Origin of the sequence: Lentzea waywayandensis (assembly GCF_900115955.1) — a bacterium.
Taxonomy (GTDB): Bacteria; Actinomycetota; Actinomycetes; order Mycobacteriales; family Pseudonocardiaceae; genus Lentzea; species Lentzea waywayandensis.
Genome location: NZ_FOYL01000019.1, coordinates 142,248 through 161,124 on the forward strand (window position 1 = coordinate 142,248; position 18,877 = coordinate 161,124).

15 protein-coding genes are annotated in these 18,877 nt (G+C 68.3%); 12 read left to right on the plus strand and 3 right to left on the minus strand.

What is annotated here, in order from left to right; all coding sequences use genetic code 11:
• Window positions 1-5: 5 nt before the first annotated feature.
• The 10 genes from nuoF to BM417_RS43235 are packed head-to-tail and all read left to right on the plus strand — an operon-like array spanning window position 6 to window position 12,824.
• Entirely contained in the window at window positions 6-1,286 is a 1,281-nt protein-coding gene (nuoF, locus tag BM417_RS43190) for an NADH-quinone oxidoreductase subunit NuoF (protein ID WP_093605903.1), read from the plus strand.
• Entirely contained in the window at window positions 1,283-3,733 is a 2,451-nt protein-coding gene (locus BM417_RS43195; RefSeq protein WP_093605904.1) for an NADH-quinone oxidoreductase subunit G, read from the plus strand. Before nuoF ends, BM417_RS43195 begins: the two co-directional genes overlap by 4 nt.
• A 23-nt stretch (window positions 3,734-3,756) precedes the next feature.
• Window positions 3,757-5,052, plus strand: coding sequence for an NADH-quinone oxidoreductase subunit NuoH (gene nuoH, locus BM417_RS43200; protein ID WP_093605932.1), 1,296 nt, complete (start codon window positions 3,757-3,759; stop codon window positions 5,050-5,052).
• A gap of 2 nt (window positions 5,053-5,054) precedes the next feature.
• Window positions 5,055-5,570 carry an NADH-quinone oxidoreductase subunit NuoI gene (gene nuoI / locus BM417_RS43205; RefSeq protein ID WP_093605905.1) on the plus strand — a complete coding sequence of 172 codons (516 nt, stop codon included), beginning with the start codon at window positions 5,055-5,057 and terminating at the stop codon, window positions 5,568-5,570.
• On the plus strand, window positions 5,567-6,415 hold the full coding sequence (locus BM417_RS43210) for an NADH-quinone oxidoreductase subunit J (RefSeq protein WP_407656218.1): 849 nt from the start codon (window positions 5,567-5,569) through the stop codon (window positions 6,413-6,415). The genes nuoI and BM417_RS43210 overlap by 4 nt, the downstream gene beginning before the upstream one ends.
• Entirely contained in the window at window positions 6,412-6,711 is a 300-nt protein-coding gene (nuoK, locus tag BM417_RS43215; RefSeq protein ID WP_030473209.1) for an NADH-quinone oxidoreductase subunit NuoK, read from the plus strand. The genes BM417_RS43210 and nuoK overlap by 4 nt, the downstream gene beginning before the upstream one ends.
• Before the next feature lie 10 nt (window positions 6,712-6,721).
• On the plus strand, window positions 6,722-8,659 hold the full coding sequence (gene nuoL, locus BM417_RS43220) for an NADH-quinone oxidoreductase subunit L (protein ID WP_093605906.1): 1,938 nt from the start codon (window positions 6,722-6,724) through the stop codon (window positions 8,657-8,659).
• A complete protein-coding gene (locus BM417_RS43225; protein WP_093605907.1) occupies window positions 8,656-10,224 on the plus strand; it encodes an NADH-quinone oxidoreductase subunit M in 1,569 nt (522 codons plus the stop codon). The genes nuoL and BM417_RS43225 overlap by 4 nt, the downstream gene beginning before the upstream one ends.
• Window position 10,225: 1 nt before the next feature.
• A complete protein-coding gene (gene nuoN / locus BM417_RS43230; protein ID WP_093605908.1) occupies window positions 10,226-11,803 on the plus strand; it encodes an NADH-quinone oxidoreductase subunit NuoN in 1,578 nt (525 codons plus the stop codon).
• A 19-nt stretch (window positions 11,804-11,822) separates the two neighbouring features.
• Window positions 11,823-12,824 carry a polyprenyl synthetase family protein gene (locus tag BM417_RS43235; RefSeq protein WP_093605909.1) on the plus strand — a complete coding sequence of 334 codons (1,002 nt, stop codon included), beginning with the start codon at window positions 11,823-11,825 and terminating at the stop codon, window positions 12,822-12,824.
• A gap of 3 nt (window positions 12,825-12,827) precedes the next feature.
• Here the strand turns inward: BM417_RS43235 and rarD are convergent, their stop codons facing one another.
• Complete coding sequence (rarD, locus tag BM417_RS43240) at window positions 12,828-13,751, minus strand: EamA family transporter RarD (RefSeq protein ID WP_093605910.1); 924 nt, start codon at window positions 13,749-13,751, stop codon at window positions 12,828-12,830.
• Between the two features lie 145 nt (window positions 13,752-13,896).
• Here rarD and BM417_RS43245 point away from each other — a divergent pair, with 145 nt between their 5' ends.
• On the plus strand, window positions 13,897-15,966 hold the full coding sequence (locus tag BM417_RS43245; RefSeq protein WP_093605911.1) for a sunset domain-containing protein: 2,070 nt from the start codon (window positions 13,897-13,899) through the stop codon (window positions 15,964-15,966).
• 63 nt (window positions 15,967-16,029) lie between these two features.
• Entirely contained in the window at window positions 16,030-16,953 is a 924-nt protein-coding gene (locus BM417_RS43250; RefSeq protein ID WP_093605912.1) for a catalase family peroxidase, read from the plus strand.
• A gap of 41 nt (window positions 16,954-16,994) precedes the next feature.
• On the opposite strand, the gene BM417_RS43255 is transcribed toward BM417_RS43250, so the two are convergent.
• Both BM417_RS43255 and BM417_RS43260 read right to left on the minus strand, forming a co-directional pair.
• Window positions 16,995-17,885, minus strand: coding sequence for a hypothetical protein (locus BM417_RS43255; protein ID WP_143139068.1), 891 nt, complete (start codon window positions 17,883-17,885; stop codon window positions 16,995-16,997).
• A gap of 151 nt (window positions 17,886-18,036) precedes the next feature.
• Window positions 18,037-18,877: 2-oxoacid:ferredoxin oxidoreductase subunit beta (locus BM417_RS43260; RefSeq protein WP_093605934.1), on the minus strand; the 841-nt coding region annotated here is incomplete at its 5' end.

An 18,877-nucleotide genomic window follows, 5' to 3' on the forward strand; every position in this document is an offset into this window, starting at 1 on the left:
ACACCATGGTTGACCCGCTGACTCCCGTACTCACCAAGCGCTGGACCGAGCCCAGGTCCTGGACCATCGAGACCTACGAGCGCACCGGTGGCTACACCGCCCTGCCCAAGGCGCTGAAGGCCCACCCGGACCAGCTCATCCAGCAGTGCAAGGACTCCGGACTGCGCGGCCGCGGCGGCGCGGGATTCCCCACCGGCATGAAGTGGGGCTTCATCCCGCAGGGCGACGGCAAGCCGCACTACCTCGTCATCAACGCCGACGAGGGCGAGCCGGGCACCTGCAAGGACATCCCGCTGATGATGGCGGACCCGCACTCGCTGATCGAGGGCGTGATCATCACGTCGTTCGCCATCCGCGCGAACTTCGCGGCGATCTACGTCCGCGGCGAGGTCCTGCACTGCATCCGCCGCCTCAACGCGGCGGTGCGCGAGGCGTACGCCAAGGGCTACCTGGGCAAGAACATCCTCGGCAGCGGGTTCGACCTCGACGTGGTGATCCACGCCGGCGCCGGCGCGTACATCTGCGGTGAGGAGACGGCGCTGCTCGACTCGCTGGAGGGCAAGCGCGGCCAGCCGCGGCTCAAGCCGCCGTTCCCCGCGACCTCGGGCCTCTACGCGTCGCCCACTGTGGTGAACAACGTCGAGACCATCGCGTCGGTTCCCTTCATCGTCAACGGTGGCGCGGACTGGTTCCGCGAGATGGGCCGCGACCGCTCGCCCGGTCCGAAGATCTTCTCGCTGTCCGGCCACGTCACGCGGCCCGGCCAGTACGAGGCGCCGATGGGCACCACGCTCCGGCAGCTGCTGGAGATGGCCGGGGGCATGAAGGACGGCATCCCGATCAAGTTCTGGACGCCGGGTGGTTCGTCCACCCCGCTGTTCACCGCGGAGCACCTCGACGTGCCGCTGGACTTCGAGGGTGCCGCCGAGGCCGGTTCGATGCTGGGCACCACCGCCCTTCAGATCTTCAACGAGACCGTGTCCGTGCCGTGGGCCGTCATGAAGTGGACGGAGTTCTACAAGCACGAGTCGTGCGGCAAGTGCACGCCGTGCCGCGAGGGCACGTACTGGCTCGTGAAGATCCTGCAGCGGATGGTGGCGGGCAACGGCACGGCGAGCGACATCGACACGTTGCTCGACGTCTGCGACAACATCCTCGGCCGCTCGTTCTGCGCGCTGGGTGACGGTGCCGTCAGCCCGATCACCAGTGGCATCAAGTACTTCAAGGACGAGTTCCTGGCTCTTTGCGACCAGAACTCCAAGGTCCTGGCTGGAGCGAACGCATGACCATCGCGCCTGACAAGCCCACCACGGCTGAAGTCGTTGTCCCAGAAGGACACGTCAAGCTCGTCATCGACGGCGAGACGGTCGTCGCGCCCAAGGGCGAGCTGCTGATCCGCACGGCCGAGCGCCTCGGCACGGTCATCCCGCGCTTCTGCGACCACCCGCTGCTGGAGCCCGCGGGCGCCTGCCGCCAGTGTCTCGTCGAGGTCGAGATGGGCGGCCGGCCGATGCCGAAGCCGCAGGCCTCCTGCACGATGACCGTCGCGGACGGCATGGTCGTGAAGACCCAGCTGACCTCCCCGGTCGCGGACAAGGCCCAGCAGGGTGTGATGGAGCTGCTGCTCATCAACCACCCGCTGGACTGCCCGATCTGCGACAAGGGCGGTGAGTGCCCGCTGCAGAACCAGGCGCTCGCCCACGGTCGCAGCGACTCCCGCTTCCACGAGCACAAGCGGACGTTCCCGAAGCCGATCAGCATCTCCACGCAGGTGTTGCTCGACCGCGAACGCTGCGTGCTCTGCCAGCGCTGCACCCGGTTCTCCGCGCAGATCGCCGGTGACCCGTTCATCGAACTGCTGGAGCGCGGCTCGCAGCAGCAGATCGGCATCGCGCAGGAGAAGCCGTTCCAGAGCTACTTCTCCGGCAACACCATCCAGATCTGCCCGGTCGGCGCGCTCACGTCGGCGGCCTACCGCTTCCGCGCCCGGCCGTTCGACCTGGTGTCGGCGCCCGGTGTGTGTGAGCACTGCTCGTCGGGTTGCGCCGAGCGCACCGACTACCGGCGCGGCAAGGTGCAGCGCAAGCTCGCCGGCGACGACCCGCAGGTCAACGAGGAGTGGATCTGCGACAAGGGCCGGTTCGCCTTCCGCTACGCCACGACCGGTGACCGCATCAAGCGTCCGCTGGTCCGCGACGCCGAGTCCGGTGAGCTGCGCGAGTCGTCCTGGACCGAGGCGCTCCAGGTCGCGGCGGCCGGTCTGACCGCCGCCCGCGAAGCGAACGGCGTCGGTGTCCTCACCGGTGGCCGGCTGACCGTCGAGGACGCCTACGCGTACTCGAAGTTCGCCCGGATCGCCTTGCACACCAACGACATCGACTTCCGCGCCCGGCCGCACAGCGCCGAGGAGCTGGAGTTCCTGTCCGGCACCACGGTGTTCACGAACCCGGACAACGGAGTCACCTTCCAAGGCATCGAGAAGGCACCGGCCGCGTTGCTGGTCGCGTTCGAGCCCGAGGAAGAGGCGCCGATCGTCTTCCTGCGCCTGCGCAAGTCCGCTCGCAAGGGCACCACGAAGGTCTTCCACCTCGGCCAGTACACGACCCCGGCCGTGGAGAAGACCTACGGCACGCTGCTCGCCTGCGTGCCCGGTGCCGAGGCGAACGCCATCAACGCGTTGCCGGAGCACGCTTCCGACGTCGTCGAGCTGCTCGGCAAGCCTGGCTCGGTGATCCTGGTCGGCGAGCGCGCCGCCGAGATCCCCGGCGCGTTCTCCGCGGTCGCCAGGCTGGCGGAGCGCACGGGCGCCAAGGTCGCGTGGATCCCGCGCCGTGCCGGTGAGCGCGGCGCGCTCGCGGTCGGTGCCACGCCGAACCTGCTGCCCGGCGGTCGCCACGTCGCGAACGCCGCGGCGCGCACCGAGGTCGAGCGCACCTGGGGTATCGAGGAGGGCTCGCTTCCCGCGACGCCGGGCCGCGACACCACGGGCATCCTCGAAGCCGCCGCGAACGGCGAGCTGTCCGGCCTGCTGATCGGCGGCGTCGACCCGTTCGACCTGCCGGACCCGCGGCTCGCGGAGAAGGCCCTGTCGGGCGCCGGGTTCGTCGTGAGCCTGGAGCTGCGGCCGAGCGCGGCCACCGCGTACGCCGACGTCGTGCTCCCGATCGCCCCGGCGGTCGAGAAGTCCGGCAGCTACCTCAACTGGGAGGGCCGCCGCCGCGAGTTCGGCGCGACGCTCGAGGGCACCGGCGCACTGCCGGACTGCCGCGTGCTCGACACCCTCGCGGTGGAGATGGACGCGGACCTGTTCACGCAGACGCCCGCCGCCTCGGCCGCCGACCTGGCCCGCCTGGGCGAGGGCACGCCGAGCGGTTCCTCGCTCAACGTCGCCGCGCCGCTGGTGTCCCCGGCCGGTGCCGGCAAGGCCGTGCTCGCCACCTGGCACCGCCTGCTCGGCAACGGCTCGCTCCAGGTGGACGAGCCGAACCTCGCCGGCACGGCCCGCCCGGTCGTCGCGAAGGTCGCCGAGACCACCGCGCGGCAGTTCGGGCTGACCTCCGGCGGTCAGGTCACCGTGTCCACCGACCGCGGCGCGATCACGCTCCCGGTCGAGACCGACGACCTGCCCGAGGGCGTCATCTGGCTGCCCACCAACTCGGGTGACGTGACCGTCCGCCGCACGCTCGGCGCGGGCCACGGCTCGATCGTCTCCGTCAGCGGAGGAACGTCATGACCCAGCAGTTCGTCGCAGCGGAGATCGGCGAGACCGCCAAGCTCCTCGCGGACGACCCGATCTGGCTCGTCCTGATCAAGGTCGTCGCGATCTTCGCGTTCCTCGTGGTCATGACTCTGTTCATGATCAACTGGGAGCGCAAGGTCGTCGCGCGGATGCAGCACCGCCCCGGCCCCAACCGGGTCGGCCCGAACGGCTGGCTCCAGTCGCTCGCGGACGGTCTGAAGCTCGCGTTCAAGGAGGACATCCGTCCCGTCCTCGCGGACAAGTGGGTGTTCTTCCTCGCGCCGGTGATCTCCTGCATCCCCGCGTTCCTCGCGTTCTCGGTGATCCCGCTCGCGGGCGAGGTCAACCTGTTCGGCCAGCAGACCGCGCTCCAGCTCGTCGACCTCCCGGTCGGCGTGCTCGTGGTGCTGGCCTGCTCCTCGATCGGCGTCTACGGCATCGTGTTGTCCGGCTGGGCCTCCGGCTCGCCGTACCCGCTGCTCGGCGCGCTGCGGTCGGCCGCGCAGGTGATCTCCTACGAGATCGCGATGGGCCTGTCGATCGTCGCGGTGATCATGTTCACCGGCTCGATGTCGACCGGTGACATCGTCGGCGCGCAGGCGACCACCGTGCTCGGGTTCGCGCCCGGCTGGTTCGGCCTCCTGCTGTTCCCCAGCTTCGCGATCTACGTCGTGTCGATGGTCGGCGAGACCAACCGCGCCCCGTTCGACCTCCCCGAGGCCGAGTCGGAGCTCGTCGGTGGTTTCCACACGGAGTACAGCTCGCTGAAGTTCGCGCTGTTCTTCCTCGCCGAGTACGTCAACATGGTGACCGTCTCGGCGCTCGCGACCACGCTCTTCCTCGGCGGCTACCACGCCCCGTGGAGCGGCGAGTTCATGAACACCGGCTGGTGGGGCCTGCTCTGGTTCATCATCAAGACGCTGGGCTTCCTGTTCATCTTCATCTGGCTGCGCGGCACGCTGCCCCGCATGCGCTACGACCAGTTCATGCGCCTGGGCTGGAAGGTGCTGGTCCCGACCAGCCTCGTCTGGATCATGGCCGTCGCGGTCATCCGCACCGGCGCGATCCAGCAGCTCTCCACGGCACAGCGGCTCATCGCGCTCGGCGTGATCGTCGGCCTCGTGCTGCTGGTCTCGTTCCTGCTGCCGGACAAGAAGGTCCAGGACACCAAGGGCGTTCCGCTCGCGGGTTCCGGCTTCCCCGTGCCGCCGCTCGACCTCGTCGTTCCCAAGGCCGCGCCGAAACGCAAGGTCAAGGTCGCCACTCTCCCCAAGGAGACGGCAGCCGTCACCACCGGTAAGGAGGCTGAGTAGGGATGTTCGAGTCCCTGAAAGGCTTCGGAGTCACCTTCGGCACCATGTTCAAGAAGGTGGTGACGGAGGAGTACCCCGAGGTCAAGAAGGTGACCGCGCCGCGGTTCCACGGCCGTCACCAGCTCAACCGGCACCCGGACGGGCTGGAGAAGTGCGTCGGCTGCGAGCTGTGCGCGTGGGCCTGCCCGGCGGACGCGATCTTCGTCGAGGGTGGCGACAACACCGAGGAGGCGCGTTTCTCTCCTGGTGAGCGCTTCGGTGCCGACTACCAGATCAACTACCTGCGCTGCATCGGCTGCGGCCTGTGCATCGAGGCGTGCCCGACCCGTTCGCTCACGATGACGAACGAGTACGAGCTCGCCGACGACAACCGGCAGGACCTGATCTTCACCAAGGAGGACCTGCTCGCTCCGCTGCTGCCCGGCATGGAGCAGCCGCCGCACCCGATGCGGCTCGGCGACAACGAGCAGGACTACTACGTCAACGGCCCGCGGCTCGCGAAGGAGGCTCAGCAGTGAGCCTCCTGACCTTCCTGGCCCAGCAGCCGGAGCCCGTGCAGCGCGTGGTCGACACCGTGACCACGGGCGAGGCCATCGCGTTCTGGGTGCTCGGCCCGCTCGCGCTGGCCGGCGCGCTCGGCATGCTCTTCGCGCGCAACGCGGTGCACTCCGCGCTGTGGCTCGTCGTGACGATGCTCAGCCTCGGTGTGCTGTACATGATCCAGCAGGCGCCGTTCCTCGGCTTCGTGCAGATCATCGTCTACACCGGCGCGATCATGATGCTGTTCCTGTTCGTGCTGATGATGGTGGGCCGCGACAGTTCGGACTCCGTCGTCGAAGTCATTCGGGGACAACGACTCGCGGCCGCGTTGCTCGGCATCGGGTTCGCCGTGCTGCTGATCGGCTCGGTCGGCCGCGCGCTGAACGCGGTCGAGCCCCGCGGTCTGGCCGAGGCGAACTCCACGAACGGCGGCAACGTCGGCAACATCGGCCAGAAGCTCTTCACGGACTACCTGTTCGCGTTCGAGCTCACGTCGGCGCTGCTGATCACCGCCGCCCTCGGCGCGATGATCCTGGCCTTCGTCGGCCGCGACGGGAAGCCCTCCAAGAAGACGCAGAAGGAACTCGTCGAGGAGCGCTTCCAGGACGGCAGGCGGGTCGGCTCGCTGCCCGGCCCCGGCGTCTTCGCCACCGCCAACTCGGTGGCCACCCCCGCCCTGCTGCCCGACGGCAGCGTGTCGGAGGAGTCGCTGTTCGAGGTCATCGAGGCGACCGACAAGGCCACGCTCTCGGACGACGTCGCCGACGTGGCCGGCACCGGGCACGAGGCCGACGCGCACGCGCTCAAGGGAAGTGAGTCGTGACTCCCACGTACTACCTGCTGCTGTCGGCACTGCTGTTCAGCATCGGCGCCGTCGGCGTTCTGGTGCGCCGCAACGCCATCGTGGTCTTCATGTGCGTCGAGCTCATGCTCAACGCGGTCAACCTGAGCCTCGTGACGTTCGCGCGGATCAACGGCTCGCTCGACGGTCAGGTGATGGCGTTCTTCGTGATGGTCGTCGCCGCGGCGGAGGTCGTCGTCGGCCTCGCGATCATCATGTCCATCTTCCGGACGCGTCGCTCGGCCTCGGTCGACGACTCGAACCTGCTGAAGTACTGAGGGGTCACCGGTGACGGAACCTGTTGTCGCCAGCGGGGTCGCGAGCTTCGCCTGGTTGTTGCTCGCGCTGCCCGCGTTCGGTGCGGCGGTGCTGTTGGTCAGTGGCAGGCGCGCCGACAAGTGGGGCCACCTGCTCGGCAGCGCCACGTTGCTGGCGTCGTTCGGCTACGCGCTCGCGTTGTTCTTCTCGACGATCGGCATCTCGAACGCAGAGGAGCGGGTGCAGAACCTGCACCTGTTCAACTGGATCGACGTCAACGCGCTGACCGTCGCGTTCGGACTGCGGATCGATCCGCTGTCGCTGACGTTCGTACTGCTGATCACCGGTGTGGGCTCGCTGATCCACATCTACTCGATCGGCTACATGGCGCACGAGGAAGGCAGGCGGAAGTTCTTCGCCTACCTCAACCTCTTCGTCTCGGCGATGCTCCTGCTGGTGCTGGGCAACGGTTTCGTGACCCTGTACTTCGGCTGGGAGGGCGTCGGTCTCGCCTCATACCTGCTGATCGGTTGGTACCAGTACAAGCCGGAAGCGGCATCGGCGGCCAAGAAGGCCTTCCTGATGAACCGCGTCGGTGACCTGGGCCTCGCCATCGCGATCTTCCTGATGTTCAACAAGCTCGGGACCACGCAGTACACCGAGGTCTTCAGCCGCGTCGGCGAGTTCTCCTCGGCCGAGGTCCTCGCGATCACGCTGCTGCTGCTCCTGGGCGCCTGCGGCAAGTCCGGTCAGTTCCCGCTCCAGGCCTGGTTGCCGGACGCCATGGCCGGCCCGACCCCGGTGTCCGCACTGATCCACGCGGCGACCATGGTCACCGCGGGCGTGTACCTGATCGCCCGCTCCAACCCGCTCTACAACCTGAGCGAGGACGGCCGCCTGGTCGTCATGATCATCGGTGGCGTCACGCTGCTGATCGGTTGCATCATCGGTTGCGCCTACGACGACTTCAAGAAGGTCCTGGCGTACTCGACGGTCTCGCAGATCGGTTACATGATCCTCGCGGTGGGCCTCGGCCCGATCGGCTACGCGCTGGGCATCATGCACCTGCTGACGCACGGTTTCTTCAAGGCCGGGCTCTTCCTCGGTGCCGGTTCGGTCATGCACGGCATGAACGACGAGGGCAACATCCGCAGGATGGGCGGGCTCTACAAGTTCCTGCCGATCACCTTCGTCACCTGGACGCTCGGCTACCTCGCGCTGATCGGCATCCCGCCGTTCGCGGGCTACTTCTCGAAGGACGCCATCATCGCGGCGGCGTTCACCGGGGAGGGCTGGCGCCCGTACGTCTTCGGCGGGGTGGCGCTGCTCGGCGCCGCGCTGACCGCGTTCTACATGACGCGCCTGCTGATCCTCGTCTTCCTGGGCAAGCCCCGCTGGAAGGAACTGAAGTCCGAGGACGGCAAGGACTACCACCCGCACGAGTCCCCGCTGACGATGACCGTTCCGATGATCATCCTCGCGGTCGGCTCGATCGGTGGCGGCTGGTTCCTCTCCTCCGGCGGACGTCTGGCCGGCTGGCTGGAGCCCTCGCTGGGCGAGCTGAAGGAAGAGCACGGCGTGATCTCGCACGGCATGGTCGGGATCCTGACCGTCGTGCTCGCCCTGGTGGGCGCCGGTCTCGCGTTCCTGCTCTTCGGCCGTCGCAAGCAGCCGGTCGAGCGGCCGGTGCGGGTGGCTTGGCCGGTGCGCGCGGCCCGTGCGGACCTCTACGGCAACGCACTGAACGAGGCCCTGTTCGCGCGGCCGGGCACCTGGCTCACCCGCGCGCTGGTGTTCTTCGACCTGAAGGGCGTCGACGGTCTGGTCAACGGGACCGCGGCGCTGCTCGGCGGTAGCTCGGGCCGGTTGCGCAGGCTGCAGACCGGGTTCGTCCGCTCCTACGCACTGTCCATGCTGCTGGGCTCGATCTTCGTGCTCGGGGCGCTCCTGGTGGTGAGGTTCTCGTGACCTGGGTTCTGATCGCACTGCTGGTGGTGCCGCTGGTCGGCGCGCTGGTGGTGGCGTTCCTGCGCAAGGACGACAAGAAGGCCAAGCTCGTCGCGCTGGCGTTCTCGCTCGTCGAGCTCGTGCTCGCCGTTCTGCTGTGGGCCGCCTACGACCCGGACGGCGACCGCATTCAGCTCGCCGCGGGCGTGGACTGGATCCCGGCGTTCGGCGTGCGGCTGCAGTTCGGCATCGACGGCATCGCGCTGGTGATGATCGCGGTCATCGCGCTGCTGATCCCGCTGGTGATCGGTGCCGGCTGGACGGAGAAGCTGCCCGCCGGCCGTTCGCAGGGCGGGTACCTCTCGCTGATCCTGATCCAGGAGGCCGTGACGGTCGCGGTGTTCGCCGCCACCGACGTCTTCCTGTTCTACGTGCTCTTCGAGGTCATGCTGATCCCGATGTACTTCCTGATCGGCGGCTACGGCGGCGCGCGCAGGCAGTACGCGGCGGTCAAGTTCTTCCTGTACTCGTTCCTCGGCGGCCTGATCATGCTGGCCTCCGCGATCGGCGCCTACGCGATGGCGTCGGACGAGCTGGGCAAGGGCACGTTCGACTGGGCGACGCTGGTGAAGGTGGTCAGCGACGCCGACTCGACGACGCAGACCTGGCTGTTCCTCGGCTTCTTCCTGGCGTTCGCGATCAAGGCGCCGCTCGTGCCGTTCCACACCTGGCTGCCCGACGCGGCCGCCGAGGCGCCCATCGGCGTCACGGTGATCGTCGTCGGCATCCTGGACAAGGTCGGCACGTTCGGCATGCTGCGCTACCTGCTGCCGATGTTCCCGGAGGCGTCGAAGAACCTGGCGCCGCTCGTGCTCGTGCTCGCGGTGGCCGGTGTCCTTTATGGATCGTTGCTCGCCACGGGCCAGCGGGACATGAAGCGGTTCCTCGCCTACGTCTCGATCGCCCACTTCGGCTTCATCGCGCTCGGCATCTTCTCGTTCACGTCGCAGGCGGGCGTGGGCTCGGTGTCGTACATGCTCAACCACTCGATCTCGACCGGCATGCTGATCCTGGTGGTCGGCATGGTGATCGCGCGCGGTGGCTCGTCGCTGATCGCCGACTACGGCGGCATGTCGAAGGTGGCGCCGCTGCTCGCGGGCATGCTGCTGCTGTCGGGTCTGACCACGCTGTCGCTGCCGGGCACGAACTCGTTCGTCTCGGAGTTCCTCGTGCTGATCGGCTCGTTCCCGACGCAGCCGGTGTTCACGATCATCGCGACGGTCGGCATGGTGCTCGCGGCGCTCTACGTGCTGTGGCTCTACCAGCGGATCATGACCGGCCCGCTGCGCGGCGACGCGCTCGTGGGTGCGGCCGCCGGTCCGGGAGCCGTCGGCGACCCGGAGAAGAAGACCACCATCGGCGACCTCAACAAGCGTGAGATCGCAGTGCTGGCACCGCTCGTTGTCATCGTGCTGGCGCTCGGGTTCTACCCGCAGCCGGTGCTCGACGTCATCACCCCGACCGTTGGGGCGACGCTGACCGAGGTCGGCGTGACCGACCCGGTCACCGTGCAGGAAGGCAAGTGACGTGAACCTTCTCGTCGCTCAGGCGCAGACGATCGAGGCGCCGGAGATCGATTACGGCGCCATCGCGCCGCTGCTGATCGTGCTCGGCGCCGCATGCGTCAGCGTGCTGCTGGAAGCGTTGCTGCCCAAGCATCAGCGGTGGGCCGTGCAGCTCGTGCTGACGCTCGTGACGCTGGTCGGTGCAGTCGGCGCACTGATCGTCTACGCGACGTCGGAGCGTCCCGAGCAGGGCGTGGCGACGCTGGCGGGGGCGATCGCGGTCGACTCGCCGGCGCTCTTCCTGTGGGCCACGTTGCTGGTGCTGGGATTCGGTTCGGTGTTGCTGATCGCCGATCGCTCGGTGGAGCCCGGTGGCGCGTTCGTGGCGCAGGCCGCGATCCGTCCGGGCACCGTGCAGGACCGCGCGCAGGCGACGAAGACCGGCATGCAGACCGAGGTCTTCCCGCTCACGCTGTTCGCGCTCGGCGGCATGATGACGTTCGTCGCCTCGAACGACCTGCTGACGATGTTCATCGCGCTGGAAGTCCTGTCGCTGCCGCTGTACCTGCTGTGCGGCCTGGCTCGTCGCCGTCGCCTGCTCTCGCAGGAAGCGGCCGTGAAGTACTTCCTGCTCGGCGCTTTCGCCTCCGCGTTCTTCCTGTACGGCGTCGCTCTGCTGTACGGCTACGCGGGTTCGGTGAAGCTCTCGGCCATCGCGACCGCCGCCGGCGGCACGGACCGTTCCGACACGCTGCTGTTCGCGGGCTTCGGCCTGCTGGTGGTGGGTCTGCTGTTCAAGGCCGCCGTCGGCCCGTTCCACGCCTGGACCCCGGACGTGTACCAGGGCGCCCCGACGCCGGTGACGGCGTTCATGGCCGCGTGCACCAAGGTCGCCGCGTTCGGCGGCATCCTGCGCGTGCTCACGGTGGCGTTCGAGAACACGCAGTGGGAGTGGCGCGGCGTGCTCTACGGCGTCGCGGTCGTGTCGATGGTGATCGGCGCGATCCTGGGCCTCACCCAGACCGACGTGAAGCGCATGATCGCGTATTCCTCGGTGGCACACGCGGGCTTCCTGCTGATCGGCTCCATCGCGCTGACGCCGGAGGGCGACGCCCCCGGTGTGAGCGCGACCATGTTCTACCTGCTGGCGTACGGCTTCACCACGATCGCCGCGTTCGGCATCGTGTCGCTGGTCCGCAACTCGGACGGCGAGGCGACGCACCTGTCGCAGTGGGCGGGCCTCGCGAAGCGGTCGCCGATCGTGGCCGCCGTCTTCACGTTCCTGCTGCTGGCCCTGGCCGGAATTCCGCTGACGTCCGGCTTCATCGGCAAGTTCGTCGTGTTCAGCGCGGCGATCGAGGCCGGCCTGACGCCGCTCGTGGTGATCGCCCTGGTGGCCTCGGCCGTCGCGGCGTTCTTCTACCTGCGGGTGATCGTGCTGATGTACTTCAGCGACCCGGCTCCGGACGGCCCGACCGTGACGGTGCCCGGCGCGTTCACCACGATCGCGATCACGTTGGGTGCCGTCGTCACCTTGGTGCTGGGTTTGTGGCCCACCTTCGTGCTCGATTGGGCGGGTACCGGCTCCTTCCTCAGCTAGGTGTACGTAGTCTGCTGGTGTGACCAGTAGCGAGCATGAGGGACCGGGGTTCGCGTTGGTGGACCCCGTGCTCACCGAGGTAGTCCAGGACGGCCTGGCCGAGGTGGAGCGCATCCTGCACGACGTCGTGCAGAGCGAGTTCCACCCGGTCACGGAAACCTCGCTTCACCTTGTGGAGGCGGGCGGCAAGCGGATCCGCCCGCTCTTCACACTGCTCGCATCGCAGTTCGGCGCCGACTGGGACCGGGAGAAGGTCATCAAGGCGGCCGCTGTGGTCGAGCTCACCCACCTCGCGACGCTCTACCACGACGACGTCATGGACGAGGCGACCATGCGCCGCGGAGCGGTCTCCGCGAACGTCAAGTGGGACAACAGCATCGCGATCCTGACGGGCGACTTTCTGTTCGCCCACGCGTCCCGGCTCACCGCCGATCTCGGCACGGACGCGGCGCGGATCATCGCGGAGACCTTCTCGGTCCTGGTGACCGGACAGATGCGCGAGACCGTCGGCCCGAAGCCGGACGAGGACCCGATCTCCCACTACCTCAAGGTGATCGAGGAGAAGACGGGCGTCCTGATCGCCACCGCCGCCAGGTTCGGCGGCATGTTCTCCGACGCGACCGAGGAGCAGACGGACGCGCTGCGCCGGTACGCCGAGGTGATCGGTGCGGCGTTCCAGATCTCCGACGACGTGATCGACATCGCTTCGCCGTCCGTGACGTCCGGCAAGACGCCGGGCACGGACCTGCGCGAGGGCGTGAAGACGCTGCCGATGCTCTACGCGCTGGCGGATCCGTCCGAGACGCGGCTCGCCGAGCTGCTGGCGGGACCGATCGTCGAGGACGAGCTGGTGGACGAGGCCCTGGCTCTGCTGCGGAAGTCCAAGGGCATGGACAAGTCGCGCGACATGCTCGCCGACTACGCGGACCGGGCCCGCACGGAACTGGGCAAGCTGCCGGAGTGTGCCGCGCGCAACGCCCTTGAAGACCTCGCGATCTACGTCGTGGAACGTTCTCGCTAGTGATCAGCTGACCGGCGCGAGCGTCTGCTTGCGCCGGTTCTTCATCGCGTCGAAGGTGAAGATCGCGAGTGCCAGCCAGACGAGGGCGAACCCGATCCACCTGCTGGGCGGCATCGGTTCGTGCACGACGAACACACCCCAGGCGAACTGCAGCACCGGAGCGAGGTACTGCAACATGCCCATGGTGATCAGCGGAATCCGTTGCGCGCCCGCGCCGAAGAGCACCAGCGGGATCACCGTGACGATGCCGGTGCTCAGGAGCAGCAACGTGTGGCCGGTGCCCTCGGTCGTGAAGGTGTTGGCGCTGCCCAGGGTGAGCAGGTAGAGGCCGGCGAGCGGGGCGAGAACGATGCTCTCCGCGGTGAGGCTGGTGACGGCGTCCAGCGGCACCTTCTTCTTGAGCAGCCCGTAGACGCCGAACGAGCAGGCCAGGATCAGCGAGACGATCGGCAGCCTGCCGTAGTCGACGGTGAGCACGATCACAGCGACGATGACCACAGCGATCGCTACGGTCTGCGGCAGCCGCACGCGTTCCTTCAGGAAGAGCATGCCAAGCGCCACGCTCACCAACGGCGTGATGAAGTAGCCGAGCGCGGCTTCCACGACGTGGTGGGCGTTGACCGCGTAGATGTAGGTGCCCCAGTTCACCGTGATCAACACGGCGGCTGCGGTAACGATCAGCCAGCCTTTTCCGGATAGTTCGAGGAAAGGGCGCCACCGTCGGAGGATCATGACGACGATGGCGAGCGTGACGAACGACCAGACGATCCGGTGTGCGAGCACCTCGACCGGCTGGGCGGGTACGAGGAGTGGCCAGTACGCCGGGAACAGGCCCCAAAGGACGTAGGCGAGTGCGCCGTAGGTGAGTCCTCGCCCCTGGGTGTGAACTTCTCGCGAAGTGATGGCCGAGGTTGTCAGAGGGGGCACAAAATCCCACTCTACGCTGGGCTTTCCACCCGTTATTTGCGCTGAACGGCGTAGTGACGGAGCATCATCAAAGGCACTGTAGTTTGGCCGTGCTCACCCTTCCGAGTGAGTGGGGTCGGAGTGTGGTCGTAGAAGGGGCTTACCCGTGAACATCTTCGGGCAGGTCTGGCTGTGGAGCCTGCTGTCCTTCGTTGCGGGAGTACTGCTCACCTGGTTGGTGATGGTGCGCCCCGCACGAAAGCAGATTGCCGACCTGGATGATCAACTTCTCGACGCGCGCCGTTCGGCCTCGCCGGTCGCCGCGCCAGTTCCCGTCGACGACTTCCACGTCGACGAGTGGGATGCGCCGCCGCGGTCGCTGAGCGACGACGTGCTGACGCCGCCCACGGCCGTTCCGGCGCTTCCGTCGACGCCCGCGCCGTACGTGGAGCCGCCCGCCTACTTCGGTGAGCCCGTGCCGGCTCCCGCTCCGGCGCCGCTCCCGCTTCCGCCGCCGGTGGTCGTGGAGGAGCCAGAGCCCGCGCCGTACGAGAGCGCGCCGTACGAGACCGAGACGTACGAGACCACGGCGTTCGAGGCCCAGCCCGAGGTCGAGGAGGAGCCGGCCGCGCCGGTCCGCCAGTACCTGGAGCCGGAGGAGGCCCAGCGCCGCTTCGAGGAGCAGCTGGCCGAGCAGAAGGCACTGGCCGACGCCGAGGACGACCGCCCGAGGTCGCTGTTCGAGCGCCTCGCGCCGGAGGACGTCCCCGCCGAGACCCCGGCGGAGCAGACGACGGTCCTGCAGCTCTCCGGTCTGGAGGCCGCGGACTTCGACGACGAGCCGGAGCTCCCGTCCGAGCAGACGTCGTACGTGCCCACGGTCGAGCAGGTCGCCGAGCCCGGTGCCCCGGCCCCGCAGCCGACCGCGGGCCCCGAGGTGGACGACCAGGCCGACGACTTCATCTACCAGCCTCGTGAGGTGTGGGCCCAGGAGGAGCAGGAGGCGTTCCTCGACGAGGCCGCCGAGCAGGAGGACGAGCCCGCCGGCACCCGCTCCGAGCAGACGACGTTCATCGCCGTCGAGGAGAGCAGCTGGCCGGACAGCGACCTCACCGGTGAGTACCCCGGCCTGCGCGACGAGATCTCCGGCCAGCTGGACGGTTTCACCGAGCCGGCCCACGAGGTCGAGCCCGAGTCCCCGGCCGAGCAGACCGGCCTGATCGAGCCGATCGTCGAGCCGATCGACCTGGACGCGCCGAGCGTCCGCAACGGCGTCTTCGAGTCGACGCTCGCCGAGGAACAGGCGTTCACGGAGCCCGAACGGGAGCCGGAGCCCGAGCCCGAGCAGGAATCCGCGCACGCACTGCGCGAGGAGCCCGAGCAGGTCTTCGAGGAGTTCGTCGAGCCCGAGGTCTCCTACACGCAGTCGCTGTTCTCCCAGCCGTTCAGCACTCCCGGTGCCCCGGCACCCGCGCCGTTCTCGGCGTTCGAGCCGCGCGTCGAGCTCGACGAAGTCCCGGAACGCACGCCGCGTGCTGTCGGCGCCGCGTTCTCCCACGGAACCGAGGTTCCCGCCGCACCTGTGGCGCCCCCGGTCGCCGAGGCCCCGCGTTCGCTGTTCGAGCCGCTGCTGGACGCCGACGAGCCGTTGCCGGCTCTCGGGCAGACCCGCTCGCTGCCGGACACGAGCAACGACCAGCCGTTCGTGCCGAAGTTCGTGCCGAGCGACGAGCCGCTGCTCGCCGCCCCGCCGGAGCCGGACCCCGAACCGATCATCGAGGACCTGCCGCAGCGGCACACCGATGCGGGCCTGCCGATCCGCGAGGCCCGGCGCACCACGCCACAGCGTCAGCAGAGCTTCCCGGCGTTCCAGGCCTTCGAGTCCCCGAAGCCGGAACCCCAGCCGACGCCGGCCGCGCTGCCGGCCCGCCCGCGTCCGGTCGGATATTCGCCGTCCACCGGCGGCCGTCCGAACGGGACGCCCGCGGGCAGCCCGTCCTCGGGGGCGAGGTTCCAGCAGCCGGAGGGCTTCAACCCGCGCTCGCCGTTCGGTCCCGGCTCGGTGCTGCCGAAGTCGGACGGCCACGCGCCGGCCGCGGACTTCGCGGTGAAGGCCACGCTGACCGGTCGCCGTTACTACGCAGAGGGCTCCGCGAACTTCGTGGAGACGCGCGCCGACGTGTGGTTCCGCACCGAGGCGGACGCGGAGAAGGCCGGCTTCCGACCCGCTCCCTGATCGATCACCGCCAAATGGAACGCTGTTCTGGCTGCGGATGACGTGCGTCGATAGCTTCGACGCATGTCATCCGAGCTGGCGAAATCCCAGATTTCATCGACCATTGTGGACTCGATCGAGAATCTGAAGGGCACCCACCACGGCTTCCGCCGAGCCCACGCCCGAGGCTTCGTCTACGAAGCCGTGTTCACGCCCAACGGTGCCGCGGCGCCGTTCACGACCGCCCCGCACCTCCAGAGCGCGCCGGTCCGCGCGACCGTTCGCTTCTCGCACACCGACGCCAACCCGCACGCGTTCGACAGCGACCGGTCGGTGCGGGGGTTCGCGACGAAGTTCCACCTCGCCGACGGCACCAACACCGACCTGGTGATGGTGAACGTGCAGCGGTTCGTGGCGGCGACGCCCGAGGAGTTCGAGGAGTTCATCAAGGCCGCCAAGGCGGACACCGATGCCCACGACCCGTCCGTGCCGCACATCAAGTCGTTCGTCGGCGCGCACCCGACCGTCGGCCCCGCCCTGGTGGCGGCCAAGACCATCGCGATCCCGGCCAGCTACGGCACCACGCAGTACTGGGCCATCCACGCGTTTCTGTGGCGGGATGCTTCCGGTGTGGTGCGCCCGATCCGCTATTCGTGGGTGCCGGAGGCGGGCATCGTCGACGCCGAGGATTCTGCGTCGTGGACGCCGCACCACCTCACCGAGGAACTGCGCGACCGGCTGCCGATCTCGTTCGTGCTGCGCGTGACGTTCGGCGAGCCGGGCGACCCGACGCACGACTCGACCGTCGCGTGGCCGGACGACCGCCGGTCCGTCGACGTCGGCCGGATCGAGATCATCGGGGAGGCACCCGACCAGGAGTACTGGCAGGCGCAGGTGTTCGACCCGACCTCGCTGGCGACCGGCATCGAACTGTCCGACGATCCGGTGCTGGCCGCTCGCAGCACGATCTACGCGGTCTCGTACGACCGTCGCTCGCACCAGAGGTGACGAAGAGCCCGCCGGTTGTGCGCCGGCGGGCCCTTCAGGCGTCACCTGACCCAGGTGTAGGAGTAGACGAAGTACGCCACGGGCTTGAGCTCCCGGTTGGGCACGATCAGCAGGTATCCGAGGTCGCCCTCGGAGGTCTTGACGCACACGATGATGTGCTCCGACTCCAACTGGTCCTCGTCCAGTCGTTCCACCCACTTGTCCTGCTCCACGGCGAGGCACTCGGCCTCGCCGGGATAGTCGGTGGGCTTGCCGGGCTTGGACCAGCTGTAGACGTCGTACGGCGCGAGTTTCGCACCGTTGATCATGCTCAGCACGCCGGTCACGTGGTCGTACCGGAGATCAGCGTGCACACCGCCCTGCGAACGCTCCAGGTCCACGTCGGTGTCGGGGCTGGTGGCGTGGAAGTCGAACTCCTCGATGTCCGCACGCGCTGGGCCGCGGACATCGTCCTTCTTCGAGGGCGGCCCGTTGTCGGTCAGCTTGACCGAGGAGCCGGGCGAGGCGTGGATGACGATGCGGTTGCGTTCGACCTCCTGGACGAACTTCCCGTTCATCTCCACGGTGATCTTGCGTCCGGTGTTGATCCGGGTTGCGTCGCAGGTCTGACCGTTGCTGCCCTGCTGGCAGACGATCAGCTGAGTGACGTCGGCGGGTTCGGCGGGCAGTGGCTTGCCGTCCTGCTTGAGCACTTCACCGGTGGAACCGCCGAGCTTGACCGTCCCGATGGGCGTGATGATCTTGCTTTCGAGTTCCGCCTTCAGCGACTGTCCGTCGAACTCCAGCGAGATCGGCAGGAACGGAGGCTGGAAGGAGATGTGTCCGCGCGGGGTTTCCAGTCCGGCGGCAACGCCTGGGGGAGGGCGTTCGGGCAGACCGTACGACGCGGGGCGTGACGTCGAGCAGGCACCGAGTGCGAGGGATGAAGTCAACAGCAGCAAGGAGATCGCGGTCGTGCCGCGTATGGCGGGGTCCTTCACACCGTTCTGACGAAGTCGATCACGAATGCGTTGCGTGCTCAGGAATCTCAAATGGCGAAGGGCCCGCCGGCTGTGCTGGCGGGCCCTTCAGATTGTTCCGGGGTCAGCCGACCACGGTCCAGGTGTCCTTGCCGTGCAACAGCTTGCTCAGGTCCGCGGCCTTGGCGTTCTTGGCCTCGTTGACCTGCGCGCGCACGCCGTCGTCGTACGTCGGCCGGTCCGCCCGCCGGAACACGCCCGTGACGGTGTGCGTGAGGTCCTGCGTCGACAGCCGCGAGAGCGCGAACGACAGGTTCAGGTCCGACGCGTCGTGCACGACGATGTCGCTCGCGTCCACGTCCGCGGACTTCGCGACCGCGAGCCCGAAGCCCTCGCGGATCACGCAGTACTCGCCCTCACGACCGAACCTGATCGGCTCGCCGTCGACGACGTTGATGATCCGCCGCTGTGCCTCGTCCGCGTCCTTCAGCACGTCGAACGCGCCGTCGTTGAAGATGGGGCAGTTCTGGTAGATCTCCACGAGCGCCGAGCCGCGGTGTTCCGCCGCCTGGCGCAGCACCGAGGTGAGACCGGCCTTGTCCGAGTCGAGCGCCCGGCCGACGAAGGAGGCCTCCGCGCCCAGTGCCAGCGACACCGGGTTGAACGGGTGGTCGACCGAGCCGATCGGCGTCGACTTGGTGACCTTGCCCGGCTCCGAGGTCGGCGAGTACTGGCCCTTGGTCAGGCCGTAGATCCTGTTGTTGAACAGCAGGATCTTGAGGTTCACGTTGCGCCGCAACGTGTGGATCAGGTGGTTGCCGCCGATGGACAGCGCGTCACCGTCACCGGTCACCACCCACACGCTCAGGTCCGGCCGCGCCACGGCGAGACCCGTGGCGATGGCCGGCGCACGGCCGTGGATGGAGTGCATGCCGTAGGTGTTCATGTAGTACGGGAAACGGGAC

Bases quoted from the DNA above. Each gene is read 5' to 3' on its own strand.
- nuoF (WP_093605903.1), top strand. From the start codon at position 6: ATGGTTGACCCGCTGACTCCCGTACTCACCAAGCGCTGGACCGAGCCC.
- BM417_RS43195 (WP_093605904.1), top strand. From the start codon at position 1,283: ATGACCATCGCGCCTGACAAGCCCACCACGGCTGAAGTCGTTGTCCCA.
- nuoI (WP_093605905.1), top strand. From the start codon at position 5,055: ATGTTCGAGTCCCTGAAAGGCTTCGGAGTCACCTTCGGCACCATGTTC.
- BM417_RS43250 (WP_093605912.1), top strand. From the start codon at position 16,030: ATGTCATCCGAGCTGGCGAAATCCCAGATTTCATCGACCATTGTGGAC.